The sequence below is a fragment of the Ensifer adhaerens genome (assembly GCF_013283195.1).
Lineage (GTDB): Bacteria > Pseudomonadota > Alphaproteobacteria > Rhizobiales > Rhizobiaceae > Ensifer > Ensifer adhaerens_G.
The window spans coordinates 1,682,449-1,708,408 of sequence record NZ_JABEKT010000001.1; the positions used below are offsets into that span (position 1 = coordinate 1,682,449).

Consider the following 25,960-nt stretch of genomic DNA (forward strand, 5'->3'; position numbering starts at 1 on the left):
GCCGGACGACACCCGCGTAGTCAACAAGGACAAGGCAAAACATTCGAAGCCCTGTAAAATCGCTTCGATATCAGCGCTCAGGCCGCCCTTGAAGCTTGTCTATCAATTCGCAAGAGCGCTCTCTTGAGCGCTGCCAGGCAGTTGCTGTCAATCGCGGTGCCCTCGACCTCCTCCATGATCGACAGTGCTTTGTCGACAGGTATCGCGGATCGATACGGCCTGTCGGCTGTCAAAGCATCAAAAAGGTCTGCTGTCGTGATAATGCGGGTTTCGAAAGAGATATCTTTTGCAGTTAGACCGCGTGGGTATCCTTTGCCATCGAGGCGTTCGTGGTGGGCGCCACCAATCCGCGCAATCTCCCCAAAGGCCGAGATGCGTGAAAGGATGTCCTCGCTGTAGACGGCGTGCTGCCGCATTTCCACCCACTCGGCATCATCGAGCTTGCCGGGTTTGTCGAGCACACTGTTGCTCACGCCCAGCTTGCCGATATCGTGAAGGAGCGCGGCGCGATTGAGCCATCGGCGATCGGTGGCGGAGAGGCCGAGCTCTTCGGCAATCATGTCCGTGAACAACGCGACGCGGTCGCAATGACCTGCAGTGTAGGGGCTTTTAGAATCGACGACTTCGCCGAAAGCAGCTGCGATATCATCGAGGTAGTCGTCGTCTAATACTGCGGCGTTGCGGGCGGGTGGAAGTGTCAGGATGAGGCGAGGCAGATCGTCATCGGCGAGGGCCTCCCAGAAGCCGTCTCTGGAAGAAACGGCGATGAAGGTGTGTACCAGCGCCGGATCAAGCCATGTTCCGGAGCGCCGTTCGATTTCGGCGAGCGCTGCTGCCCGTCCGCTTGCATGGTGGAACACGTCTATCACCTGTGCCAACAGTGCAATTCGCGAAAACAGTGGAATCTGGTCCCCCATAAGACCTTGCGGCTTGCCGGCGCCGTTCCAATGTTCGTCGAGATTCTGGATGCCGGCAGCAACGGTCTCGGAAAAGCGTAGTTTGCGAGCGATTGCCGCGCCCCGGTGGCAGCGCGTCTCTATGAGTTCGCGCGCGATCGCGCCGCCATTTTGAAGAATGTTGATTATTGCGCGAAAGCGCTCGGCCATCCCAGCCTTCAAGCCCGTGTGGCTTAGAACGAAACGCAGCACCTGTGGCAAGCTATCGCCAACCGTTTTGAAGTCGTTCTTGAAGGTCAGATCGTCCGTTAGATAGAGTTCGCAGATGCGTGCCGCATTGCTCGAACAACCAAGATCCTTCAGAAGCAGCGTGAAATATAGGTCACGCATTTCCGAGCTTGAGAGGGCGAGTGCTTCGCCGACCCGCATCCCGATGAAGCAGCATCGAGAACAATGTCCGGCAGGCTGCCCCTCCGTGATGTCGAGCGCTTGACTGAGCGCAGCAAGCAATTCTGCCAAATTGAGGGCAGAGACATCTGGCCAAACTGCCGACCTTATTTCGCTCATACACGTCGCTCCGTCCTGTGCGAGGCGAGCATATTTGGCAAATGTCAAGAAGCTCTTATGCCGACGCTTTCGGCCGCCGACGCGACTGACAGGACCGGCTGCCTGAAAGAACGGGCGATGAGTCGGCCTTCAAACGAGCCTTGTCCCCTTGAGTTGACCGCGTGGCCAAGGCGGTTGCCGCCGCGAGATCCATCAGACATTAGGGGAGCGGGCAAAAACTGGGGGTTAGGCTGCGAGGTCGAATTTTGCCTGTTTGAGACGGCCGTCCGCGACGGCGGCTCGGACTTGAAGAACCCCATGAGCACCGATCGGTGTCCAACACATTTGCCGCTTCTTATTCATACGGGCATTGACGAGGCTGTTGGCGGCACTTTCGGCCGGCGAACTGGATATCGGCTGACCGGACCAGTATCGCCGACAGTAGTTGACGATCGAAGCTGCGTTCTGCCCCAGGTAAGTGCCGAGATTGTTTATCAGCTCGTATAGGCGCCTGATTTTGCCGGGGGCGTCGCGAAAACCGCGATGCTGATCCAATTGGGCGAGCATCTGCTTTACGGCTTCGCTTGCCTCTCGGACATATCCGCTCCAGAGGAGATGCCGAAGCCTGGGCACATGCACTGCGACGTTTTGCAGATAGACATCCAGATTTTGCAGATGCCCTCCCAGGCCTGTTCGATGTGCCGCAGCCGTATCGATAGATGAAACCAGTCGAGAATATGCGTGACGGGCTGACGTGTTGCACTGACGACGATGCTCTGCAGCCCGACCTCTCCGTCGCTAAAGACAGTGATTTCTCGGCCAGGCAGCCATCCTTGCGCGCGCATCGCCGCGCGAACGATATCGTGTTTGCCGGTAGCGATATTCGGCGCACCGGCAAACTGACGCGGTGCTCGGCCTTGCGCAACAACGCGTCCCATCGCGATCTCGAAATGCCGGCTTTGATAGCCGGGAACCGCGCGAATATAGGCGCCATCAATGAAAACGGAAACGGGAGACTTGCCGGCGCGACTGATTCGATAGGGTCTCGCGAGACATCCCACTTTTCGATCTGATCGGCAGCCTTGCCCAGCCGGTTGCTCACGGTTCGATGATTATGAGGCCGCGTGGCCGGCACAAAGATATCAAGTACACGCGCTGCTTCTCGAAATGCCAACCGGGAGCCAGTTCGGCTTGGATGCACTCCAACTCCGGGGTAGCTCGGCCATTCAACAGGGTCTCGACGCTTCCCGTTCCCAACCTCGCGGTCGATCCGCATGCACAGCTGCACCACCGCGGGACACGCACTTGGCAAGATCCAAAGAGCGAATGGATCGTGCGGTACCTACTATCATGCACCGAGCGACGGCGGTTACAGTCTTGGCACTTCCGATCTCGCTGGGCGGCTTAATCCGTCTGAAACTGCGTCAGCTCCTGTTGGAGGCGCCGCTGTATCTCCTTGGCTTCTTCGAGGGAGAGGCCAAAATCGTTGAGACGGGCCCCATCGAGAGACCGGTCGACCTTGGCAATTTCGCAACGCTGTGACACGCCGTCAATGGCAACAAGCTCGGCCGAGATGATCATCTTTAATTGCGATGCCAACGAATGCCCCTTCAGAAAAGGCAGCTGCTTACCCGAAATTTCTTACCCCTACCATTTTCCCACTCCCCCCAATTCTTCGAGGCAGAACTAGTCGTCCGGCGTTCCGTGGCTACTCGGCACGATAGTCGGAGTGACTTAAATACCCCTGGATCGCGTCACAATGACCGCGCTTCTTATCGCGACCCGGCTATCTCGACTTCCTGAAAGCGTTCCCATATGAATATTAGAAAGAGGCAATCATCGATGCTATGCGCCTCGTTAGAGTCGGTTTGAGGGGGCTCTGAGACAGGAATGGATGACGGATTGTCCGTCAGCCTACGGGGAGGAGAAGTTGCCTATGCTTAGCAACCACCATTCGAGTAACATTGCGGCAAAACCAGCGACTGAAACTGGACTGTTAGGCAGCGGAAACCAGGCCGGCGTGTTACTCGGAAGCAAATATGAGCTAGGTGGAAGCAAGCTGCTCGCGTCGTCTGTTGATCGGGGATGGGGCAGCAGCATTACGGCCGAAGTCCGTCGACACGAGGATCTGCACTGCACAGCATTCGTGCAGCAGGTAAACGAAGTTATCATCGCTCTTTCTGGTTCTGCCAAGATTAAGCGGCGCGCCGATGGGCCGGAGCAGAAATTTCTTTCTCGACCAGGCTCAGCGTGCATTTGCCCGCGCGGCGTGGCGGTCAAATACCTGCATATCCATTCCGGTTCCCTGGAGATGCTCCATCTTTACCTTCCTCAGGACCTGTTCGGAAATTTGGAAAGCTTGGACGGCAGCTCGGTAGATTCCGGTCTCATGTATACCGGTGGGTTTTACGACCCATTAGTTCAGCATATTGGCTTGGCAATAGCAGAAGAACTTCAAGCGGAGCAGTCCGCTGGCCGAATCGTCCTCGACTCACTAGCACTCGCGCTCGCAGCAAGAATGCTTCAACACTATACACGCCAAGAGCCGAATAAATTATCCGGACGCTTTATCGATGGAAAAGCATCGGGTGCCTTAGATCACGCACGGCTGAACAGAGTGCTTGAATTCATGTACCAGAACCTAGGGGCCGATATAACCTTGGACGAGCTTGCGGGTGTTGCATGCTTGAGCGTCTATCACTTTGCGAGAGCGTTCAAGCTGGCGACCGGAAGCGCGCCCGTTCAGTACTTCACGGATTTGCGTGTCGCGCGAGCAAAAGCCCTACTCGCGGATCCTACCATCACGGTTGAAGATGTTGCGTTGTCGACCGGGTTTTCATCAGGAACGAATTTTGCACGGGCCTTCAAAAAGTCTGTCGGCTTGTCACCGACCCAATACCGCAGCCAACACTAGGCTAGTGGTCTGATGCCAACACTTGGTGCCCCCGTTTGACGGCGGCCATGATTTCCTCGGGACCTGCCTTCCAGACGAATGGGCGCGGTTCTTGGTTGTGCTCTTTGATGACCCGATCGATGGCCGCCTGCAGGTCGACGACGGAGTGAAAGACGCCGTGCGTCAACCGTCGGCGTGTCAGTTTTGCGAGGAAGCCCTCGACGGCGTTCAGCCATGAACATGATGTTGGAACGAAGTGGAAGGTCCATCGCGGAAGCCTTGCCAGCCAGGGGCGGACCTTTGGCTGTTTGTGATTCAGTTGCCGCCATAATGGCCACTGTTCCCAAGCCTTCGTCGCTCATCACGTGATCCTGGCCCGCCACGCATGCTTTTGCGGCGAACCGCGATTTGCAACGACGGCTTCGAGCCGGGCCCTGTCGGCGGCGGTGAGGTCAAATGTAGTGCCGGAGCGCATGGTGAACCGTCGCAAATTCGACACCGATCGGAATCCAAAATCGGACTCTTTTGTCGCGATCAATCCACCAGCAACAACGCTCACGCGCCTTAGCGTAACGCAGCGTTGAAAGCGGCAGGAAGTTTCATGGTTCGCGCGCGCCATTCCTCGTCACCTATATGCTTCAACTTCGATGGGTGCGTCGCCGACCTTTCGCCACTGGGGAGCAGTCGCTCCCGCGATTGGCGTGACCCTGCAGGTTAGTTTGGCTGTCAAGATGAGTGCAGATACAGAGGACGCGATTGCAGCGTGTGACCTCGGTCTGCAGTCGCTCTCTGGCCACCTTCGGCCGGCGTTGCAAGCATGTTCACAAGACAGCAAGAATTGCCTTTTGCAGAGCAATTGGCGAATGGCGGCCTTCGCCGTTCGCCATATACTCCTAGACTAGTAGCCAACAACAGGCCGGTGGAGCTAACAGAGAACAAATTCTCTGGAAAGAGCTAAAGGACCAGTTGGCGTTGACCCTGCCTATGAGGAGAGGAACCTAGGTGGGAAGGGAGAGACAGCAGGGTCTGTCGCAGGAGAATCCGACGAAGTTGGGAGGCTACGTCATGAGACAAGATCGCGCAAATGCGAGACGACACACCGAGTACGAAACATTAACCGCGCCGAGAATGATCAAGACCCGCGCTGGTGACGTCGAAGCGGTCGAAATTGGCAATCCCTCCGGGCAAGCGCTGATATTCCTGCCCCATGGGCTCGGCGATTGGTCGGCGCTCTTGGACATTGCTGTTGATCTCGCGATGTTAATGCCGGACCTGCGGTTGATCGCATTGTCTCGCCCAGGATGCGGGGGTACGCAATGCTTGGAACCAAGCGTTTCTGACCCCTTGTTTTTCGAAGCGAGCGTCGTTCTGCCTGCTTTGATGGATGCGCTTGATATTTCTTCTGCAGACTTTGTTGGACACGCCGATGGAGCGTCTGTCGCTTTGATCTTGGCCGGGCTCTTCCCGGAAAGGGTCCTGGGTGTCGTCGGGCTGGCCGCCTACTGCTTTGGCGATCAATACCTTTGCGCAACCCTTGAGGCTATTTCCGCGCTGGGGGATGCGCCGGAGTCGTTGTCAAACCTTGTATCCGGCAGCCACGAACCCGACATTTTCTTTCGCCGTTGGCGTGAGATTCGCTTGTCGGAGTGCCAGAGACGATGGAATGCTACAAAGTTTTTCGAGGGGATTTCAGTGCCGGTAACGCTTATTCAAGGAGCGCGTGATGAATTTATCAGCCTCGATCAGGCCGCCGCCATTGCTGCTCGAATACGCGGTGACGTCTGCTGGGTCACGTTGAGAAACGCGGGTCATTTCGTTCATCTTGAAAACCCAGAACAGGTCATCACACTTGTCCGGCACCAGCTCGACCAAAGCCGCGGTCGCAAGCCCGCAATGCAGAGCGCAATTGATCCAGCGACGCGTCGTAAAGCGAAAGGAACGAAAAAGATCCCGTGTCTTTTGCCAATTCAGCCGCAGTTGACCGGTGCGGACGACAAACCAGCCTGTTTGCTTGTCGCCTAGGCCAATTCATGCCGGTTGTCTTGAGTGCCGTTGATACCTATAGCTGGGTGAAACGGATACTGGTGCGCTATGGATCAAGACAAGTCCCTACAAAAGCTGGTCCCGGCAGTCGAGCGGGCTGCCGAGATTTTGGATCTCGTGAGTTCCTCAAGGCGGTTCCTAACCGTTTCCGAACTGGCACGGGAGACAGATCTTCCCAAGAGCACTGTGCATGGTCTCTGCGGGACGATGGTGCAACTAGGGCTCTTGGTCCGACGACCGGATCAAACCTTTGTTGTCGGGCCGCATGTGCTTCGGTGGTCCAACGGCTTCGACCGTCAGACGGATGTCGCGACTGAATTCGCGTTGCTTTGCGATGAGGTTTCCATTCCCGAGCACGCGACTGCTTCACTTTCCGTGCCCGAAGAGATGGATATGGTCTTTATTGCCGCTAGGCAGGCGGCTGCGGGCAATCGCTTTGCGGCGCGTCCGGGGATGCGGCTTCCGGCCGTTTTCGTTGCTTCCGGCAAGGCGGTCCTCTCGCTGTTGCCCGATTTCGAAATCCGTCGATCGGTGGCCAGCAGCTTTCCAGCGCCCCTCACCCACAAATCCGTACTAGGTGTTGACGAACTTCTTCTGGAGCTGAAGGAGGCGCGGACAGAAGGAATTTTCACCGATGTCGGTCAGTGCATCGACGGCGTGACGAATATCAGCTCTCCGGTGATGAACGCAGTCAACAAGCCCCTTGCAGCGGTCATGCTAAGCGCCCCAAGCGAACTTGTGGAAGGAACAGCGTTGCACAACGTATCGTCTGTCGTCGCGTCACTTGCCAGTCGCCTATCTCGACGGATGGGCGCCGACGTACAGAACCGGAGTTCCAACCCATAGCGATCCGTCGCGGCCCTACCTACAGGGCAGCGTTCAGGAAAGCAGTAAACCTCGCTAACCTTTCGAGCGCAGAAGTGAACGGTGGCCGCGAGCGTGTCCGTCCAACCAGTAAATCCTAAAAATAGTGGCGACCATGTCGTCAATGAATTGCGGTCCTACGTTCACGGACTCTACGGGCCGACGGTTCCGTGTAGATCCGCGCCCATGCGATGGGAAAGCTGCGTTGCGATGCGTTTCACGTTGGCGATTGCCTTTTGCTGGATGCTGTCATTGACAGCCTCGTTCGGTAAGCTGACTGCAACCCCGGCGATGGGTCGATTTCGGGAATCGAGCACGGTGGCCCCGAAGCACACGATTCCTTCCGCGACCTGCTCGTCATCGCAGCTATAACCCACCCTGCGAACTTCCTGCAGTTCCTTGAGCAAGTCGTCAACGTCCTGAACGCTCCTTGGCGTGCGCACAGGCGGTAGCCCTTCCGGATACAGTCTGCGCACTTCAAAGTCGCTCATGTGGCTGAGAAACGCCTTCCCGGTAGCTGTGAACGCGGCCGGAAGGCGCATACCGGTTCGGAAGTCGATGCGAGTGTTGCTCAACTCCGAGTTTCGGGCGGCGATGTAGACCACTTCTGCTCCCTCGAGCACCGTCAGGGTGATGGTGGCACCAGGTAACTCTGTCTCCTGGTCCCAGATGGACGCGAATTCGGTGGCGACGTCCGACTGAAGGGTAAACGCGTTCGACCACCGCATCACATGCGGCCCGAGTTGAAAGGTCTGATCATTCCGTCGGATCAACAGCTCAAGATTGATTAACGTATGGCACAGCGTGTGCACCGAACTTCTCGCGATCTTCAGTTCACGAGAAAGATCGGAAAGACTCAGAAAGCTCCTGGACCGGGCCACCAGGTCGAGAATCCGCGCGCCACGTTCAAGCGCTGGCACATGTTTGGCTTTGCGCGTCTGTGGATCCATGAGCCCTCCCGACTTTGTCTCTTCCGGCGCCGCTTTTCCTCTTGACAGTCGTATAACCTGGCGATTAGCGTCCTGTCTACTGAAAAGTGTTCAGCATATTGAACGACAGGCGAAGGGGAGGGGCGAGTTCCCGTCCATTTCGGGTCGTGCTTCTTTGGGAGGTTTGCATGGCATTGAACGTCCGCGACTGGGCTGTAAAGTTCGGGGAGGCGACCGATCGCGACCCGACAATAGGGGCAATGGCGCGCTATTACACGTGCACGTTCCTCTGGGACATGGGCACGCAGAAGATCATCGTGGAGATGGTCGACGGCAAAACCTACAGAATCAACACGGATCCCCAGCCGCTCGACGCCTATGACTTCGCGTTGAAGGCAAGCCCGGCGACCTGGCGTGAGTTCGCCAAGCCTATCCCCGACCCAATGTATCACGGAATCTGGTCGGCGAGCTTCCGACGCGATCTGAAGATCGAGGGCAACATCCTCGTGATGATGCAGAACCTGCGCAACTTCACCGTCCAATTTGAACTCTTGCGCAAAGTCGGTGTGCCGGTCTGAGCAGAATTCGATCTGAAGGAACATTGGAATGGCAAAGCATTCTCCAGTCATCGGCCGTTACGTGACGATCAACGTGGATGGCTATGAATACAAGGTTTTCTATCTGCGCAACGGGACGGGCGTTCCGGTGATGTGCCAGCACACGGCTGGTTGCCACAATCACCAATGGCGCGGACTCCTTGAAGACGAATCCATCACCAAGGATTACGACATCATTGCCTACGATCTGGCACGTCACGGCAAATCCGACCCGCCGTTGAACCGCGAATGGTGGAAGGAGGAATACACCCTCACCGCCAGCCACTACATGAACTTCATCATCGCGCTGTCGGAGGCGCTGGAACTCGACCGCCCGATCTTCATGGGATCGAGCTTCGGCGGCAACGTTGCTCTCCAGCTCGCTCTGCATCATCCCGACAAGTTCCGCGCCGTCATCCCGGTGGAAGCCGCGGAACATGCGCCGGGCTTCTACCTTGATTGGTGGCGCCATCCGCACGCCAATGCTGCCCAGGTCTGCGCCAGTGGCGTGTGGGACTTGATGGCCCCCCAGAGCCCTGACATGGACCGCTGGTTGACCTGGCACTACTACAGCCAGGGCTCCGAAGTTTTCAAAGGCGATCTCTACTTCTACTCCATCGATCACGACCTACGCGGCAAGCTGGAAAACATCGATACCAAGCGCTGCCCCGTGATCATGATGACCGGCACGTACGACTATCTGACCCCGCCCGAGGCGACGGAAAATACGGCCAGACAGATTCCGGGCGGCATCTACATCGAGATGGAAGACATCGGCCATTTCCCGATGTCTGAAAACTACCCGTTGTTTGCGGTGTACCTCAAAGAGGCTCTCCGCATCATCGACGAGCGCACCTGATCGATGAACAGCGACAACGAGGCTTACCTATGAAAATCATCGAGTTTGATGAAAAAGGGCGCCGTGTCGAGGCCGAGGGAAAATCGGCGTCGCCGAGGAGCAGCGGCTCGGCTCTGGCCCCCCGTCCCCAATTCTCCCCGGCCCTGAAGGAAGCGCCACGTTCCCGGCGCAAGTCTTCGGGGATCGAATTGCATATGTTCCAAACCGGAACTCTTCGAACGAAGGTGAAGTACATCAAGATGAACCAGGGCGATGGGGACATCGAGATCCCCGTGCCATGGTTCCTGATCAAGCACCCGCAAGGCAATGTCGTAATCGATGGCGGCAACGCGGTAGAGGCCGCCATCGACAAGCATGGTCATTGGGGCAAGGTCGTCGAGACGTACGATCCTATCATGGCGGTCTCGGAGAACTGCGTCGACCAGCTCAAAATGGTCGACGTGGCGCCGCATGATGTCCGCTACGTCTTGCAGTCGCACCTTCATCTGGACCACACCGGCGCCATCGGTCGGTTCCCGCGCGCTCAGTACTACGTTCAGCGAAGCGAGTACGACTACGCTTTGAAGCCGCACTGGTTTTCAGCGGGCGCCTACATTCGTTCTGACTTCGATCGCCCGGGATTGAACTGGAAATTCCTCGGCGGAGAAGTCACCGACAATTACGACCTCTTCGGCGACGGAACGGTTCGGATGATCTTCACGCCGGGCCATTCTCCCGGGCACCAGTCTTTTCTAATCAATCTGCCGAAAAGCGGTCCGATCCTGCTCACCATCGACGCAGCCTACACAAAGGACCACTGGGAGAATCGGGCTCTGCCCGGACTCGTGGTCTCATCGGCGCAGGCGGCGGATTCAGTCGCCAAGCTCCATCGGATCGCAGCCTCGACCGGGGCGACCGTCATCACCGGCCACGATCCGCAGGCCTGGGCAGGCGTCCGGAAGGCGCCGCACGACTTCTATGACTGACGCATGAATCGCAACGACAGCATATCAACTGGAGGAGGACGTATGCTTAAGACTATCGCGTATGCAGCAGCAGTTCTGGGCGCGCTCACGACGAGCACGCTGGCGGAGGGGCTGGACGAACTCAAACCCGACGTCGTCGAACGTCTCTATAACAAAGATATGCTTGATCCCGCGCAACCGATCGGCGCGAGCAAGTGGCGGGATTTCAAAGCGAAGAAGGGACCGCCTTGGAAGATCGGATACGCGTCGTCCTATGCCGGAAACACCTGGCGTGCCGCGGCCATGAACGAACTGCAGAACGAGATCGTTCCCGAGTGGAAGGAACTTGGTCTCCTTTCTGAACTCGTCGTGACACAGTCCAATCTCAACGACTCCACACAGATTCAGCAGATTCGCCAGCTCGTCGATCAGGGCGTGGACGCCGTCATTCTCTGCTGCTCGAATCCCACCGCGTTGAACGCATCCGTCAAATACGCGGCTGCCAAGGGTGTTCCGGTGTTTTCCATGACCGGCTACCTGACTTCCGAATATGCGATCAACTCGTCCGTCAACTACCACGTGGGCGGCTACGAGATCGGCAAGGCGATGGTCGAACAGCTCGGCGGCAAGGGAAATGTTCTGGTCGTCGAAGGCATTCCGGGAACGTCGGGCTCGGACAGCCAGAACCGCGGTGTTCTCGCCGGCCTTGCAACATCGTCGGACATCAAAGTCGTTGGCTCTGTGGCCGGCATGTGGACCGACCAGGTCGCCCAAGGCGAAGTCCAGAAATGGCTGGCGACGAATCCTGGAAAGCTCGACGGCATCGTGGTGCAGTCGGCGGCTGAAATGGGCGTGCTGCGCGCGGTGCAGCAGGCTGGTCGCGGAGACATCCCGGTCGCAATCGGAGGCGAGCTGGGCGCGCTTTGCTACTGGCGGCAGAACCCGAACTACATCAACACCTCGTTCCAACTGTGGCCCCCGGCCGACGACATGGCACTGATGTGGCACGTCATGATGCGCACGCTGCAGGGGCAGGGGCCGAAGGTCCAGTCGATCCTTGTGGATCCGGTCAAGATTACGTTCGATGACCTGAAGAAGTTGATGAACGAAGATTGCTCGGTCGACAGCGCAGAGTGGCTGAAGGTCGGTGCGAAAGGCTGGGGTTACGACCCCTCGTATCTGGACGATTTCTTCCTTCGCCCGGCGGATCCACGCGCTTACAAGCCGTGAGGCGAAAGGGGCCGCGCGAATGCGGCCCATCCTCTCTAGTCCACAATTGAATCCTTTTGGTCGTCGCTTTCAGCGGACGGGATGAATCATGACGTCTTCCGCCACAGAAACTACCCAGATCGCATCTCGAGACACCGTCGTCGTGCGTGGTGTAAAAAAGTACTTCGGCCCGACGCGGGCCTTGGACGGCGCCTCCTTCTCGGCGCGCGCCGGGGAAATCCACGCGATCGTAGGCGGCAACGGATGCGGAAAGAGCACGATGGCCAAGGTGGTCTCCGGTGTTCTTCCTATCGATAGCGGGACCGTATCCATTCTGGGCGAGACTCCCTCCACGCCGGCGGAGAGCCGAGCCCTCGGCATTTCGACGGTCTACCAGGAAGTCCTGGTCGCCGACGAAAGCTCGATCGTCGACAACATTTTCATGGGAGCAGACCACCTCTTTACCAAGACCCTCTCCCAGGAGCGGAAAGTTAGCCGCGCCGCCGAGTTGATGGAAGAGCTCGCCGGAGAACCGGTCGATCCTCACGCACTTGTCGGAACGCTGCCACTCGGACTGAAGCAGTGGATCACGATCGCCCGCGCCCTGCTTTCAGAACCGAAGATCCTCATCCTCGACGAGAGTTCCGCAGCGCTCGACTTCGATTCCACCGAGCGGCTCTTCGCCAAGATGAGGGCGCTTCGCGACAGGGGGACGACGATCCTGATCGTTACACACCGCATCGCGGAGCTTGTCCGGATTTCCGATCGCGCCACCGTGTTCCGCGACGGTCGCGACGTCGGGATCCTGGAAAAGGCGGACATCACCGAGAAGAACCTTCTCGCGCTCATGACCGGCGAAGACCGCAGCGGGCACAGCGCGACGACCGCCCCAATCCCAAAGACAAACGAACGCGCACTGAAGGCACGCAACGTCGCTGTCTGGCGAAACGGCAGGACCTTCGATTTCGATCTGCGACGTGGCGAAATCGTCGGCGTCGCCGGACTCGACGGCCAGGGCCAGGATGCCTTCGTCCGAGTTCTTGCAGGCGTGATCCCCGCGTCCAACGGGGCGGTCCAGGTGGCTTCCCGTCACGGAACCTGGTCGCCAGTGCGGAATCTGCCCGAGGCCGTCAAAGGCAAGATCGCCTACGTGTCCGGCGATCGCAAGCGCGAAGGAATTTTCGCGTCGCTGTCGATTTTCGAGAACATGGTGATGCCGCTCTACCGCGAGAAGAAGCGGGGCGGCATCCTTGGATTCGTCGATCGTGGCCCCCTCGGCACGATCTTCAAGCGTGAAGCCGAGAACCTCCTTATCAAGTTCGGTGCCAAAGAGGACCGGATCACCTCCCTTTCGGGTGGAAACCAGCAGAAGGTTCTGATCGGCCGTGGCTTTGCAATGCGGCCCGACGTGATCATCCTGAACGACCCGGCGCGAGGCATCGACGTCGGTGCGAAAACGGAGCTCTACAAGCACCTCCGGACGTTCGCTGAAGAGGGCAGAGCCGTCATCTATCTCTCTTCCGAAATTGAGGAGTTCCTCGGATTCGCCACCAGGGTCGTCGTCTTCCGGGACGGAGCCCCATTCGACGCCTTTGATGGCCGGAGTCTCGATCCCAAGCGAGTGCTCGAGGCCATGTTCGGCCAAACGGCGGGCCATGGGCTCACCGGTCCGTTCGGTCTTTCGCCACATCGAGCGTCGGGGCTGATGCCCGTCGCCGCGGCCGGCGATGGCGTCCGAGTTACCGTGCAGATTCCACCGGAAATAAAGGCCACACTGAGAGTCGGGGACACGCTTCCGACGTTCAGCGCGACGCCAACGGAGCGGTTCGTGCCGCTTCCCCGCTCCGAAGACAAAATCGCCTCTAAGTCAATTCGGGTCGTCGAATTCGACGATCTCGGCGCCAAACGTCAAGGGAGCCGGAAATGAGCGCTTCGGCTATAAATACCATCACCGCTGCGACAAAATCGGTCGTGGCCGAAGCCCAAGGGGGACGGTCGAATCCCTTCCTCCTTATGCCGATCACCCTCTTCTTCGCGCTCCTCTCGGTCGCCGTGCTGAGAGCGCCGAGCCTCATGAGCGCGTCGGGTATCGGCGCTGCGATCATCGTGGTTACGCCCCTCATTCTCGCCACCTACGCCCTGATGGCATCGACCATCGCGGGACGAGGCACCATCGACCTGTCGGTCGGCCCGCTGATCGGCTTCATCAACGTCACGATGATCCAACTCCATGCGGCGGGACTGCTTGAAAGTCCGATTCCGGTCTTCCTGTACTGCATGGGAGTGGGCGCTGCCTACCAGCTCATCTTCTCGCTGATCGTCATCTATGTCCGTGTCCAACCGATCATCGTCTCGCTCTCCGGATATCTTGCGCTGACCGGGATCAACCTTGTCATTCTCCCGCGACCGGGTGGGACGGCTCCTGCTTTCATGGAGGAGTGGGGCTTCGGGATCGAAATCTTCTCTCCCATTCTGGTCATTCTGCTACTGGCCACCACTGCCTGGCTCCTCTTCACCGCGACGGCCTTCTACACGCACCTGCGTCTGATGGGTTCCGATGAACGCGCCGCCTACACCTCGGGCGTTCCAATCACGATTGTACGCATCGGCGCGCATCTGATTTCCGGGTGCTTCGCCGGGCTCGCATCTATCTGCTTTACCGCTCTGATCTCATCGGGCGATCCTTCGCAGGGGACGACCTACACGCTCATCGCGGTCACGGCCCTCGTGCTCGGTGGCGCATCGCTTGGGGGCGGCCGGGGCGGCGTATTTGGTTCGGCCCTCGGCGCACTAAATCTTTACCTGATCACCTACGTGCTTTCGTCGTTCAACTTCGGATCGGTCCAGAGCTTCGTGACGAATCTGGCCTACGGCGTTATCCTGGTGATCTCCCTGCTGATGACGCTGCTCATTCCCGTGATCCAGCGCTACATCCGCAACTTCTCGCCACTTCTCTATTTCGTTGCGCTGTCCGTCGTCGTTCTCGGTATCATCCTTCATGCGACCTTCGATTATGGCTCGCTCGGTGCGGTCGGCGTGTATGTCCCCGGTCCTTTCAGCCTGCAAGCGGCGCTCACCGCGCCACTGGAGACGGCTTCGCTCACCACCGAGACCGAGGCCCTGCGTCTTGCGGCCGCTCCGCTCGTGTTTTCATCGATCATCCTGATCATCGTCGCGGTTTTCCTTCGACTGGCCATCGGTCAATCAAGCAGACGGACGATCGGACCCGCTGTCGCTGTCGTCGTGGCCGCCCTTGCGCTTGCCGGAGCTTACGTGATCGCCGAGGGCGCTAACACCACGCAGACTGAGGTGATAAAGTAATGGACAAGCTGCCGCAACTCAGCCTTCCGGCCAGAATTCTCGGCCTCGTCATTGGCATCATTCTGACCGTTATCGGGATCGGGTTCGGGTTCGCCCAAGCGATTTCCGTCCAAATCATCATTCTGTCGGCTATTGCCACCCTCGTGCTCTTCTACTGGGCGTGGCGCTATCTCATCGGCCAGTTCATCGACGGCGAGGCGCGGCACACGGACGGGCTCAGTCCGCTTAGGCAAGCCTGGACCCAGTACCGTTGGCCGCTGCTGGGACTCGGGCTCATTCTGCTCGCTTTCCTGCTGCTGTCGCTGACGGTCGAGGCATTCTTCAACATCTGGAACGTGATCTCGCTGATCATTCTGCTGGTGATACTCGTTCTCACCAGAACCCTCGGGCGGCAGTTCCAGCAGAACCGTTCGGCATTTATCGGCATCATGGTCCTCGCGGGCCTGTTCTCAGTCGGATCGATGAACATCGAGGGCTTTTCGTCCGGCAACAACATCAAGTCGATGCTCCTGTTCGCCTCGTTCCTCGGCATAGCCTCGGTCGGCCAGACCCTTGTGGCGCTGCTGGGCGGACTCGACCTCTCGATCCCGTTCATTATCGGCGGGGCGAACGTCGGTCTCCTGTACCTCATCGGCCTGGGCGTTCCCCCGTGGCTGGCCGTGATCATCGTCCTCACGATAGGCACGCTGCTCGGTGTGATAAACGGCCTGCTGAGCTATCGGCTTCAGGGACAAGCCCTCATCGTCACGCTCGGAACCGGATTCGCGATCTCGGGTGGCGTGCAGATCATCACTTCGATCGGATCGGCCTACTCGGGCAACGTGTTCGGGACGGTTCCCGCCTGGCTCTCCAACTTCTCCGCGATGAACGGATCGACCTTCGGCCTTCCGTTCCCGCCCGTGATCGCTATCTGGGCTCTGATCGCGATAATCTTGATCATTGGTCTCAGAACCACGGTTTATGGCCGCTACCTGTACGCTCTCGGTGTCAACCGCACGTCGGCCAGCCGCATCATGATCTCCGAGATGCGCTACTGGGTCGCCGTCTACGCGTTGTCCGGCTTCTTCGCAGCGCTCACCGGCGGACTTTTGCTGGGCTGGTCGGGCGGCGGCTTCATCGGTGTCGGCGATCAGTATCTCTTCTTGACCTTGGCCGCGGTGGTCGTGGGGGGAACCTCCCTCCTCGGCGGCGCAGGGGGCTACGGCTTTACCGTAATCGGGGTGCTCGTCCTTCAGGTGCTCTCCAGCTTCCTGGTCGGCATCGGCCTCGATTTCAAGTGGCAACAGTTCATCTTCGGCCTGCTCATTCTGCCGATGGTAGCGCTTTACGCCCGTTCCCCACACATCCGAACGCAGATTTGAGGAGGTTTGCATGAAACGTACGTATTTCCGCGAAGGGAGACTTTAAAATGGCCGTCTATCAGACCACGGACCTCACGGCGGCGAGCTATTCCGTAGCCCTGTTCGGCCTGGCCGCCACCGCAATCCTGTTGCTCCTTGGAACCGCCTGGGTGGGGCGCAACTGGCGCCTTCCCGTGGCGCTCTGCGCAATCGCAGCGCTCGTCGGAATACCGGCGGCATTCGAGGCGAGAAACGCCTGGCTCGCAGGCGGCGGCGTTCCCGTCGTTTATCATTACGTCGGTTGGGCCATCTCGATGCCCGTTCAAGTCATGGCTTTGTATTTCTTGGCAAAATCAGCAGGAAAGCTGGGCGCAGGACTCTTCTGGCGATTGATTGTGGTCGCCGTGCTGATGGTTTTCGTCAGGTATCTTGGCGAGGCCCAGTACATGCATCCGACGCTCGCCTTCCTGATCGGACTTGTTTTCTGGCTCTACATTCTTGGCGAGCTCTACTTCGGTCGCATGGACGACGTCGTGCGTGCTGCCACGGGTGACCATCTTCGCCGCGGATATTTCTGGTTGCGGCTGATCGTGACGATTGGCTGGGCGATCTATCCGCTCGGCAACTTCCTGACCGCCTTCGCCGGGATGACCGACGATGGCAGCCTGTCGGTGGCCTACAACGTCGCTGACATCCTCAACCGCATGGCCTTCGGTGTCGCCGTTCTGGCGACCGGTGTCCTCGTCTCCGAGGAGGCCAAAAAGACTGAAGCCCATCATTTGCCCGTAACCCCTGCTCATTCTGAAGGAAGACGTCCATGAAGGGTGCAGATGTAATTGCCATTATTATCCTGGCCGCGATCATAATCGCAGTCGCCGCTTATCTTCTGCACTGGCTGTATCGCCGTTCCACGAAGGACGTAAGCTTCGTGCGCACCGGCTTCGGTGGTGAGAAGGTTGTCATGGGAGGCGGTGCGCTCGTGCTGCCGATCCTCCATGACCTGACGGAAGTCAACATGAATACGCTGCGGCTCGAAGTCTCCCGAGCCAGAGAGAAATCCTTGATCACCAAGGACCGCATGCGCGTCGAGCTGACGGTCGAGTTCTACGTCCGGGTGTCTCCTGAGATCGCCGCCGTGGCTACCGCAGCCCGAAGCTTGGGCAACCGCACCATGAATGCCGAGCAGCTCAAGGATCTGATCCAGGGCCGGTTTGTCGACGCCATGGGTGGCGCCGCTGCGAAAATGACGCTCGAGCAGATTCATGAAAATCGTCAAGCCTTCGTGAAGGAGGTGAAGCAGGAGGTGGCGGAAAGCTTGGCGCTCGACGGCCTGGAACTCGAATCCGTGTCGCTGACGTCGCTCGATCAAACCGACATCAAGCTCTTCAATGCGTCCAACACCTTCGACGCGGAAGGTCTGACCTGGCTCACCGAGCAGATCGAGACTCGTAAGAAGAAGCGCAACGACATCGAGAAGGACACGGAGGTCGCGATCCGCGCGAAGAACCTGGAAGCCGAGAAGAAGAGTCTCGCGATTCAGCGGGACAGCGAATACGCACGGCTTGCGCACGAAGCCGAGGTGTCGGTCGAGCGGGCGAACAAGAAGTCCGTCATCGCCGCAGAAAACGCGACGAGAGAGCGAGAAATCGAGTCCGTTAAGCTGCGCGAGCGGGAAGCCGTCGAGCGCGCGCGCATCGACATGGAGCGGCAGGTGGAAATGCTCGAGATCAAGCGTCGCGAAGTGACGCAGATCGAAGAGCAGGCCCGCGAAATCGCCGTGTCCGTCAAATCGAAGGAGCGTTCGGAAGCGCAGGCGCAGGCCGAGGTAGCCCGGGCGGCCATGGTCGAGGCGCAGGAGCGCGTCCAGACCATCCGCGACACCGAAATCGCCAACCGCCAGAAGGCGATCGAACTGATCGACGCGCAACGCGCCGCCGAGTCCGAAGCGGCAAAGGTTCGCATCCTCGCCGAAGCCGAAAAGGCGGCTGCTCAGGATCGCGCGGACGCCGACCGTATCGCGGTCGCGGCCCTCGAGGAGCGGTTACGCGTCGAAGCACAGGGCAAGGAAAAGCTCAATGCCGCCGAGAATCTGCGTTCCGACGCTGCTCGCCGTTCAGCCTTGCACAAGTCGCTTGTCGAGAACCTTCCCGCGATCATCCGCGAAAGCGTCAAGCCAATGGAGAAGATCGAGGGCATCAAGATCATGCACGTCGAAGGACTCCCAGGCCTGTCCGGCACTGTGAACGGAACCGGCCTCACTGTCGGGGCGGATGGTGTTCCGCCGCGCGACGGCAATCTCGCCGAGCAAGTCGTCAGTTCGGCACTCCGCTACCGGACGCAGGCGCCTTTCGTCGACACGCTCCTCGGTGAGATCGGTTTGCGTGGGGACACGGTTCACCGCGCTCACGCGCTCAACGACCTCTCCAAGATCGTATACACGGAGCCTTCCGCGCCTGAACCAAGGGCTAGCGGCAAGAGCCGGGCCAACTAAGCGAATGGGGGACCGGGTTTCCTCCCGGTCCCCAACTTTCCGTCGGAGCGCAGGAAAACCAAATGAAGTCGCCAGTTCCCATCGTTGAACGTTCGATCCTGATTTTCGCAGTCTGGGCCGTGCTCGGATTCCTTGGTCTGGGCATTTTTCTCGAAGGATTGAAGCAGGATTCCTGGCTCCTTTCCGCCGCGGGTGTCGCAGTCATCGTGCTGGCGTTCGTCGCTCACATCATTGTGAACGGTGTCTTCGATACGGGCTTTACTCCAGGAGAGACTGCGCTCGGCATCGGGGCTTACGGGGTGCTCGGCCTTGTCTTCGTCGCTGGCGCCGTCGGCGGCTCCCTGACGATGACGAATTACTATTCGGGCCTGACCCTTTTCGGGGTGCTGGCGGCCGGATTCCTCGCCTACCTGCTCACCCGACATGGGCTGCGGGGCGCCTTCTCCCGCTTCCATATCAAGCCGATGACTGAAAGGGAGCCAAGTAAATGATGTGGTTGCCGCTCTATATCCTCTTCTACGCCGCCGTCACTCTCTACTGGGCTCGCATGGCTGCCCGCGCGAACGGGAACTACCAGACCTACTTCTCCGCAAGCCATTCGTTGCCGCCATGGGTCTCGGCGCTCGTCCTTTCAGGGGCCAGCATCTCGGGATGGATCATGCTTGTCGGCGCCGAGGAAATTGGCCGCAACGGCTTCGGACTTGCGGCGATCCTGCAGGCCGGCATCGCGCTCTCTCTGCCGGGCGTATTCTTTTTCAAGCGGCTCTGGTTGTTGGGGCAGCGGCTCCAACTGTCGTCGCTGAGCGAACTCCTGCGCGCCTACTGGAGTTCTGAATTCCTCGTGGCGTTCTCGACCGTGGTGGCGACTTTGTTTGCGGTCGCATTCGCCGGGGTCCAGATGGCAGCGCTGTCCCGGCTCGTCGTTCTGCTAACCGATCAGACCGTATCCATGCCGGCAGCGGCGATGGTCCTCTGCTTCATCCTCTTCGGCTATGTCGTCATAGGAGGAATGAGGGCGGTTGGATATCTCGGGGCGGTCCAGACCGTTCTCGCCGGCGCCGCGATAGTGGGTTTTGCAGGATGCGCCGTTCTGCAGCTTGGTGGGTTTGGCGCTCTGAACGCCGGGCTTCTCAAGCTTGCCGCCGACCCTGCCGCCGCCGGAAAGTTTATCGTTTCGGGCGTAGTTCAGTTCACTGCGGGTGGCGGCCGGCAGGCTGCGGCCGCCCACGAGGGAACGGCTCTTGCCAGCCTAGCGATGGTGTTCGCCCTTATGGGTTTGCAATCCAGCCCCATGGCGATCAAGGTCGTTCTCTCGACAAATAGTCCAAGGGCGATCGCGGCGGGCCAGACCTGGGTGATGGCCGGCGCTTTTGGAGCAATGATTGCCCTTTGCGTTGCCTGCTTCGGCGCGGCGTCCCTGATCGATCCGTCCAAGGACTTGTCAGGTCTGCTGACGTTGATCTCCCCTTGGTTCGCCGCCTGGCTCTTCATCGGGCTGCTGGCCGGCGTACAACTGATGGCTGGTCTCGCGCTTCTGACGGCCGGCGAGTCGCTGATTCGGAACGTCTACAAGCCTTGGTTCCATAGCAGCCTGTCGCGGCGCGATACCGTCACCGTTACGCGTGTAGCCATCGGCCTCCTTGTGCTCGCTTCGGGCCTGATGCAGGTGTTGACCCCTGTCACGTTGTCGATGCTTGCCTCGCTGGCGCTTCCGCTTGCATTTCAGCTGTGGACTCCGCTTCTGGGAATGACCTGGCTTCGCTGGTTCACGCGGCCCGGCGTCGTGACAGGCGTGGGCTTCGGCATCGCTGGCGTGCTGCTCACCGAGCCATTCGGGATCGCCGTTCTGTCGGCCTTGGGGCTTGAGCTGCCTTGGGGCCGCGCGCCTTGGACCATGTCTTCCGCCGCTTGGGGAATGGTCGCGAACCTGCTGGTCACAATGCTGGTGTCGGCGTTCACCCAGCGACGGGCGTTCGGGGGCGAGGCGGCCCAAGAGGCGCGCAGCTTTCTCTACGGCATTCTCCGGCCTGCATCGCGGGTCAGAGCACTTCGCTCCACGGCTTGGTCAATTTCGCTTGCCTGGCTCTTCTTCGCCGTAGGCCCAGGTCTGATCTTGGGTAACTACGCCTTCAACAAGCCGGACGGCGGTTGGGCACTTGGCATGCCCTCACTCTGGGGTTGGGGCTTGGTGTCATGGGTGACCGGCCTGGGCATCGTCTGGTTCTTGTCCTACAAGATGGAGATGGCGAGCCCGCATGTCGGGGCCATCCCCGACTATCAACCGCCACCCCGTCTGCGTCCGGATCAGCGTGCAGCCGAACGTGAGCGTCTTCGGGCATTGTTCGTCACCGTTGCGGTCGCCTTCGGCATCGTTGTCCTGATAGTCCTGAGCTTTGGCCACTAGGTCGGGTTGCCGCCCTCTTCGGTGGGCGCGGCCATTGCCAGCAGCGTGAAACTTGAAGGAGAGTGGAATGGATTCCTTTGTCTTTAGCACGACCGGCCAGATATTTTTCAGGCCGGGCGCGTCAACAGAGATCGGATCTCTCTTAGGCGGCCGAGTCGGCGGCCGAGTCCTAGTCATCACCGATCCGGGTTTGCGAAAGCTGGGCCTCTGCGAACCCGCACTAAACTCGCTGCAGTCAGCGGGCATTGCAGTCACAGTCTTCGACCGCGTCGAACCGGATCCATCGCTCTCGACCGCAATGTCTGCCGTTGAACTCGGCCGCGAGAAGGCCATAACAGGGGTGATCGGCTTTGGCGGGGGCTCTTCTCTCGACGTTGCCAAACTGGTGGCGCTCATCTGCGGATCGAACGAAGAGATCGAGGAAGCCTGGGGGGTGGGAAACGCAAAAGGCCCGAGACTTCCCCTAGTGCTGGTGCCGACGACGGCTGGAACAGGATCCGAGGTCACCCCCGTTTCAATCATCACCGTCAGTGGTGATGAAAAGCGGGGCGTTTCGTCGCCGATCCTTTTGCCGGATGTCGCAATTCTCGACGCGGATCTAACTCTGGGTCTCCCGCCGCACGTAACGGCGGCGACCGGTATCGACGCGATGGTGCATGCGATCGAATCGTTCACGTCGAAGAACGCGAACAACAATCCCCTGTCGAAGATGCTGGCACGGAGCGCGCTAGCGCTGCTTGGAGCCAACATCGAACGCGCGGTCGAGGTTGGGAGCGACCGCCCTGCGCGCGGCGCCATGCTTCTAGGTTCGATGCTTGCCGGACAAGCCTTCGCAAACTCGCCGGTTGCAGCCGTTCACGCGCTCGCCTATCCCATCGGCGGGTCCTTCCACGTTCCGCACGGATTGTCGAACACGCTGGTCCTCCCGCACGTGCTTCGCTTCAATGCACCGGTGGCGGCCGGAGCCTACGCCGCCATCGCGGCCGACGCGTTTCCTCATCTCGTCGCCATGCAGGACGAAGCCGAGCGCTGCTCCGCTTTCATCGATAACCTTGCGGGACTATCAGCGAAGCTGGGCCTACAGCAGCGGCTTCGTGACGTCGGCGTCCGGCAGGAGGACGTCGGAGGGCTCGCGCGAGACGCGATGAAGCAAACCCGGCTTCTCGTGAACAATCCTCGCGACTTAAACGAGACGGATGCCCTGGCGATCTATCAATCGGCCTGGTGAGTTTCCAAGGTCACGTCGCTGACCGCCGAAGCCCACTTTTGAATTATCAAACAAGGGAAATCAACATGGCAGTGCCCGCCTTGAAGGATCAAACGCAATAGCGTGCGGAATTCTATATCGGCGGCAAATGGCAGGGCGCGGAAGATAACGAGGTAACCAGCGTCTACAACCCTGCGGACGGTTCGCTCATAGGATCGGTTTCCAAGGCGGGAAGAGCGGAAACGCAGCGGGCGCTCAAGGCGGTGGAGAAGGCGCTTCCCGCCTGAAAGAGCGTTGGCGGGGAAGGAGCGCTCAGCCATATTGCGCCGGTGGTTCGAGCTGCTGATAGTCCATCAGGAAGATCTCGCTACCATCGTGACGGCGGAACAGGGCAAACCTCTCAGCGAGGCGCGAGGCGAGATCGCCTATGCGGCATCCTACATCGAGTGGTTCGGCGAAGAAGCAAGCGCGTGTAAGGTGTCACTGTTCCCGCGCCGACTTCAGGCAAGTGTACCGTGGTCTTGCGTCACCGGAACGCCCAAGGAAACCGGGTTGGAACTGACCGCGAACGCGATCGTTCGCAAGCTAGGCTTCACCGGATCGACTGCGGTGGGAAAGAGCTTGATCGCGCAATGCGCCTACACGGTCAAGCGCACCTCCATGGAGTTGGGAGGGAATGCGCCGTTCATCGTCTTCGACGACGCCGACGTCGACGCGGCAGCCAAGGGGGCGTTCGCTTCGAAGTACCGGAACACAGGCCAGACGAGCTTCTGCGCGAACCGGCTTCTCATTCAGTCGGCAATCCACGATGCGTTCGCCGAGCGACTGGCGAAGGCGGTCTCGGAGTTCTCGGTTGGAGAAAGGGTTCTTCCCCGGGGTTCAGATCGGCCCCCTTATCGACCACAAGGCTATCAACAAGGTGGATGCGCTGGTGTCCGGCGCCGTGGCGCGCGGTGCAAGGACACTCACCGGAGGGCGCCGGCGTTCGCTCGGTGGGACCTTCTACGAGCCGACCGTCATGGTCGACGTTCCGCCGCAGGCGGAAATCTTCAGCGAGGAGATATTCGGGCCCGTCGCCCCAACTTTCCGCTTCGAAACCGAGGAGGAAGTGACGTTTGGCACTTAAATGTAAGAATGCCGCCGTTTCTTTTTGGGTTGGCATTTAATTTGAGATTCCGTGGGCTGAAAATCTCGAATTGAATGTAGCTGCGAAGACCTCCGCGACTCGTGCCCGCAGTCCACCATCTCTTCCATGGCGTTGCCGAAGCGGGCTTTATTCTTACCCAATCATATTGCCACGCAGCATGGAAAGCATCTCCGACCCAGCTCGCTGTGCGATGGCCGCACCCGCTAAATGAGCTGACCGCAAGTTTGGCTGCCGACGAATGCAAAGCCTTTGCCAAGCTCCAATATCAAGGAGCGCTGGTGTTCGATGAGGCCTTGCTCAAGTTCGTGCTCGGACATCGCTGGGCCGAGAGCGAGAAAATCGAAGCTTGATGGGTCTTTGATCAATTCCTGCGCCAGGTCTGACTGGGGGCTGGCAATCTTCGACCAAAGTTGGTCAGCGCTTTTCCTTGCCTCTGGCCGAGACCGCTTTCGATATGATGGACGAGAACGTTGCGGCTCTACCCATTTTCAACGGCTTGGCGCGCATATCACAGCCTTTCTTCATCGCTTTTCAGGGCTTCGACGCGTTTCACGTTTTTTCCCAGGGCAATTGTGCAACAAGCTGTTGCACAATTTGCTTGTCAGGGAACGCCTCAGCAAAGGCGCGCATGTACTTGAGGTTTCGTGGCGAAAGCCCCGATCGATGACGCGGCTGCCCCATCCCTCAACGTTCTGGCGCGCCAAGATCTCGCGGCCGATGCCCCAATAGAGCAAAATGAGTTCTCGGTTGACTGCAACGGCCGCCTTGAGGCGGGCTGATCGGATTCGCTCCTTAAGCTAGGAAAGGAGAGAGGCGTATCCGCGACGGCGGCGGTACCGATACTGTCGCCCGGCTATTCCTGGTTCTTTGGCGGCGGCAATCTCGGGCCGGTGCCGGTGCTGCTTTTCTGGATGGCGGTGCTCGGTGGCACGAGCCTCTTCGGCGGCAAGGGAACGGTGATCGGCACCATCGTCGGCGCCCTGATGATCGGCCTCATCAACAACGGTCTCATTCTGATGGGGCTCGAATTCAGCCAGCAACTGATCGCCCGCGGCGGCATCATCATTCTTGCCGTCGCGCTCAGCCAGAAGCGGAGCTGATGCCATGATCGTTTCGCTCATTGCAACGCTGACAGCCCGACCGGAAACGCGAGAAGAGCTTTTCCGCCTTCTCGTCGATCAGGTCGGGCCTACCCGGGCTGAAAATGGCTGCATAGACTACAACCTTCACGTCGATGCCATGGATCCCCACGTCTTGGTGTTCTTCGAGAATTGGAAGAGCCAGGCGGATCTCGACGCGCACATGGAAATGCAGCACCTGAAGCCGCTGCTGAGCCAGATCGCCATATGGCGGCTACTCCCGGCGGAGCCCACGGGGAACAGGTGATCGGACTGCGCCTGACAAGGGCGGCTATCAGCGCTGCCGGCGAAACGGCTTGGTCGGTCCCCATTCGACTAATCTCATCCGGCGCACAGGCAGCCGACGCAATCGTCGCAGCCGAGCCGGAGCCCATGGAATACGTTCGCGTTTGCGACGCTTTCGGCACTGGCTACTTCTACATCCCGGGCACCGAAACCTGCCTCAAGATCGGCGGCTTCATCCGTTTCCAGACCGACTTCGGTCGTGACAAGGTTACGAGCAAGTGGAACCCGAAAGACGAAGGTAACCAGGCAACCTCTGACTGGGATGCATTCTCGCGCGCTTACATCTCGTTCGACGCCAAGAGCGACACCGAGTACGGCACGCTCACCGGCTTCTTCGCTGCTGAATTCAATGCTGATGCCGACCAGGACGAAGCTGACAGCCTGATCGACGTTGATGAAGCCTACATCCAGCTCGGCGGCCTCAAGGCCGGCTTCTTCTACAGCTGGTGGGACAAGGGCCTGAACGGCGAAACCGACACGCTCGGCAACAACACCGAGTTCAACTCGATCGCCTACCTCTATGACGGTGGCTCGTTCCAGGCTGGTATCTCTGTCGACGAACTCGAAGCTGCTACCACCAAGGCTAACGGCATTGGCGTTGCAGGTATCGTTTCGGCTTCGGTCGGCGGTGTATCGTTCGACCTGCTCGGCGGCTTCGACACCGAAGTTGAAGAAGGCGCGATCCGCGCTCTGCTTTCGGCAGACCTCGGTCCGGGCACCTTCCAGCTCGCTGGTATCTGGGCTTCCGACCCGAACGCTTACTGGGCTGAGTCCGAGTGGACCGTTGCTGCGTCGTACGCCTTCAAGGCAACCGACAAGCTGAAGATCACCCCCGGTGCTCAGTACT

At 59.2% G+C, this 25,960-nt stretch carries 22 protein-coding genes and 5 pseudogenes; 20 read left to right on the forward strand and 7 right to left on the reverse strand.

Going from position 1 to position 25,960, the window contains the following annotated elements; all coding sequences use genetic code 11:
- Positions 1–77: 77 nt before the first annotated feature.
- Positions 78–1,463 carry an HD-GYP domain-containing protein gene (locus tag LPJGGPFB_RS07920; protein ID WP_173419483.1) on the reverse strand — a complete coding sequence of 462 codons (1,386 nt, stop codon included), beginning with the start codon at positions 1,461–1,463 and terminating at the stop codon, positions 78–80.
- 225 nt (positions 1,464–1,688) lie between these two features.
- Positions 1,689–3,041: pseudogene (locus LPJGGPFB_RS07925) on the reverse strand (ISKra4 family transposase).
- A 337-nt stretch (positions 3,042–3,378) separates the two neighbouring features.
- Here LPJGGPFB_RS07925 and LPJGGPFB_RS07930 point away from each other — a divergent pair.
- On the forward strand, positions 3,379–4,356 hold the full coding sequence (locus LPJGGPFB_RS07930; RefSeq protein ID WP_173419484.1) for an AraC family transcriptional regulator: 978 nt from the start codon (positions 3,379–3,381) through the stop codon (positions 4,354–4,356).
- Between the two features lies 1 nt (position 4,357).
- Here the strand turns inward: LPJGGPFB_RS07930 and LPJGGPFB_RS07935 are convergent.
- Positions 4,358–4,648: pseudogene (locus LPJGGPFB_RS07935) on the reverse strand (IS630 family transposase); the annotation flags it as partial.
- A gap of 752 nt (positions 4,649–5,400) precedes the next feature.
- Here LPJGGPFB_RS07935 and LPJGGPFB_RS07940 point away from each other — a divergent pair.
- Both LPJGGPFB_RS07940 and LPJGGPFB_RS07945 read left to right on the forward strand, forming a co-directional pair.
- On the forward strand, positions 5,401–6,357 hold the full coding sequence (locus LPJGGPFB_RS07940) for an alpha/beta fold hydrolase (RefSeq protein ID WP_173419485.1): 957 nt from the start codon (positions 5,401–5,403) through the stop codon (positions 6,355–6,357).
- Positions 6,358–6,426: 69 nt separating this feature from the next.
- Positions 6,427–7,224 (forward strand): IclR family transcriptional regulator, encoded by a 798-nt coding sequence (locus LPJGGPFB_RS07945; RefSeq protein ID WP_173419486.1) that lies wholly within the window; start codon positions 6,427–6,429, stop codon positions 7,222–7,224.
- 170 nt (positions 7,225–7,394) lie between these two features.
- On the opposite strand, the gene LPJGGPFB_RS07950 is transcribed toward LPJGGPFB_RS07945, so the two are convergent.
- Positions 7,395–8,192, reverse strand: a complete 798-nt coding sequence (locus LPJGGPFB_RS07950; protein ID WP_173419487.1) for an IclR family transcriptional regulator — start codon at positions 8,190–8,192, stop codon at positions 7,395–7,397.
- A gap of 167 nt (positions 8,193–8,359) precedes the next feature.
- Here LPJGGPFB_RS07950 and LPJGGPFB_RS07955 point away from each other — a divergent pair, with 167 nt between their 5' ends.
- The 4 genes from LPJGGPFB_RS07955 (at position 8,360) to LPJGGPFB_RS07970 (ending at position 11,800) form a co-directional block, all read left to right on the forward strand.
- Positions 8,360–8,749: a hypothetical protein gene (locus tag LPJGGPFB_RS07955; protein WP_173419488.1), complete on the forward strand. Its 390-nt coding sequence runs from the start codon at positions 8,360–8,362 to the stop codon at positions 8,747–8,749.
- A gap of 28 nt (positions 8,750–8,777) precedes the next feature.
- Positions 8,778–9,626, forward strand: coding sequence for an alpha/beta fold hydrolase (locus LPJGGPFB_RS07960; protein ID WP_173419489.1), 849 nt, complete (start codon positions 8,778–8,780; stop codon positions 9,624–9,626).
- A gap of 194 nt (positions 9,627–9,820) precedes the next feature.
- Complete coding sequence (gene attM, locus LPJGGPFB_RS07965) at positions 9,821–10,591, forward strand: AttM family quorum-quenching N-acyl homoserine lactonase (RefSeq protein WP_173420989.1); 771 nt, start codon at positions 9,821–9,823, stop codon at positions 10,589–10,591.
- Between the two features lie 42 nt (positions 10,592–10,633).
- On the forward strand, positions 10,634–11,800 hold the full coding sequence (locus tag LPJGGPFB_RS07970) for an ABC transporter substrate-binding protein (RefSeq protein ID WP_173420990.1): 1,167 nt from the start codon (positions 10,634–10,636) through the stop codon (positions 11,798–11,800).
- Between the two features lie 69 nt (positions 11,801–11,869).
- Here the strand turns inward: LPJGGPFB_RS07970 and LPJGGPFB_RS32980 are convergent, their stop codons facing one another.
- Positions 11,870–12,067, reverse strand: a complete 198-nt coding sequence (locus LPJGGPFB_RS32980; RefSeq protein WP_234902915.1) for a hypothetical protein — start codon at positions 12,065–12,067, stop codon at positions 11,870–11,872.
- Between LPJGGPFB_RS32980 and LPJGGPFB_RS07975 the strand changes: the two genes are divergently transcribed.
- From LPJGGPFB_RS07975 to LPJGGPFB_RS33430, 10 genes and pseudogenes are all read left to right on the forward strand, one after another.
- On the forward strand, positions 11,982–13,706 hold the full coding sequence (locus tag LPJGGPFB_RS07975) for a sugar ABC transporter ATP-binding protein (RefSeq protein WP_234902865.1): 1,725 nt from the start codon (positions 11,982–11,984) through the stop codon (positions 13,704–13,706). The genes LPJGGPFB_RS32980 and LPJGGPFB_RS07975 overlap by 86 nt on opposite strands.
- Positions 13,707–13,750: 44 nt before the next feature.
- Entirely contained in the window at positions 13,751–15,100 is a 1,350-nt protein-coding gene (locus LPJGGPFB_RS07980) for an ABC transporter permease (protein ID WP_327795882.1), read from the forward strand.
- On the forward strand, positions 15,100–16,461 hold the full coding sequence (locus LPJGGPFB_RS07985; protein WP_173419491.1) for an ABC transporter permease: 1,362 nt from the start codon (positions 15,100–15,102) through the stop codon (positions 16,459–16,461). Before LPJGGPFB_RS07980 ends, LPJGGPFB_RS07985 begins: the two co-directional genes overlap by 1 nt.
- 47 nt (positions 16,462–16,508) lie before the next feature.
- The gene (locus tag LPJGGPFB_RS07990) at positions 16,509–17,261 is read left to right on the forward strand and encodes a bacteriorhodopsin (RefSeq protein WP_173419492.1); all 753 of its coding nucleotides are present in this window, start codon (positions 16,509–16,511) and stop codon (positions 17,259–17,261) included.
- Entirely contained in the window at positions 17,258–18,931 is a 1,674-nt protein-coding gene (locus LPJGGPFB_RS07995; protein WP_173419493.1) for a flotillin family protein, read from the forward strand. The genes LPJGGPFB_RS07990 and LPJGGPFB_RS07995 overlap by 4 nt, the downstream gene beginning before the upstream one ends.
- A 62-nt stretch (positions 18,932–18,993) precedes the next feature.
- The gene (locus tag LPJGGPFB_RS08000; RefSeq protein ID WP_173419494.1) at positions 18,994–19,422 is read left to right on the forward strand and encodes a hypothetical protein; all 429 of its coding nucleotides are present in this window, start codon (positions 18,994–18,996) and stop codon (positions 19,420–19,422) included.
- Complete coding sequence (locus LPJGGPFB_RS08005) at positions 19,419–21,335, forward strand: SLC5/6 family protein (RefSeq protein ID WP_173419495.1); 1,917 nt, start codon at positions 19,419–19,421, stop codon at positions 21,333–21,335. The genes LPJGGPFB_RS08000 and LPJGGPFB_RS08005 overlap by 4 nt, the downstream gene beginning before the upstream one ends.
- Before the next feature lie 67 nt (positions 21,336–21,402).
- A complete protein-coding gene (locus LPJGGPFB_RS08010; RefSeq protein WP_173419496.1) occupies positions 21,403–22,563 on the forward strand; it encodes an iron-containing alcohol dehydrogenase in 1,161 nt (386 codons plus the stop codon).
- 300 nt (positions 22,564–22,863) lie between these two features.
- Positions 22,864–23,319: pseudogene (locus LPJGGPFB_RS33425) on the forward strand (aldehyde dehydrogenase family protein); the annotation flags it as partial.
- Positions 23,320–23,395: 76 nt separating this feature from the next.
- On the forward strand, positions 23,396–23,668 hold the full coding sequence (locus LPJGGPFB_RS33430; protein ID WP_234942014.1) for an aldehyde dehydrogenase family protein: 273 nt from the start codon (positions 23,396–23,398) through the stop codon (positions 23,666–23,668).
- A 224-nt stretch (positions 23,669–23,892) separates the two neighbouring features.
- On the opposite strand, the gene LPJGGPFB_RS32985 is transcribed toward LPJGGPFB_RS33430, so the two are convergent.
- Together LPJGGPFB_RS32985 and LPJGGPFB_RS32990 are read right to left on the reverse strand one after the other, a co-directional pair.
- Positions 23,893–24,006 carry a PDDEXK nuclease domain-containing protein gene (locus LPJGGPFB_RS32985; RefSeq protein WP_234902867.1) on the reverse strand — a complete coding sequence of 38 codons (114 nt, stop codon included), beginning with the start codon at positions 24,004–24,006 and terminating at the stop codon, positions 23,893–23,895.
- A gap of 232 nt (positions 24,007–24,238) precedes the next feature.
- Positions 24,239–24,423: pseudogene (locus tag LPJGGPFB_RS32990) on the reverse strand (DUF1016 N-terminal domain-containing protein).
- A 180-nt stretch (positions 24,424–24,603) separates the two neighbouring features.
- Here LPJGGPFB_RS32990 and LPJGGPFB_RS32995 point away from each other — a divergent pair.
- The 3 genes and pseudogenes from LPJGGPFB_RS32995 to LPJGGPFB_RS08035 form a co-directional block, all read left to right on the forward strand.
- Positions 24,604–24,789: pseudogene (locus LPJGGPFB_RS32995) on the forward strand (ABC transporter permease); the annotation flags it as partial.
- Between the two features lie 4 nt (positions 24,790–24,793).
- Positions 24,794–25,075 carry a putative quinol monooxygenase gene (locus LPJGGPFB_RS08030; protein WP_173419497.1) on the forward strand — a complete coding sequence of 94 codons (282 nt, stop codon included), beginning with the start codon at positions 24,794–24,796 and terminating at the stop codon, positions 25,073–25,075.
- 26 nt (positions 25,076–25,101) lie between these two features.
- A partial coding sequence (locus LPJGGPFB_RS08035) for a porin (RefSeq protein WP_345791037.1) occupies positions 25,102–25,960 on the forward strand: 859 nt, incomplete at its 3' end.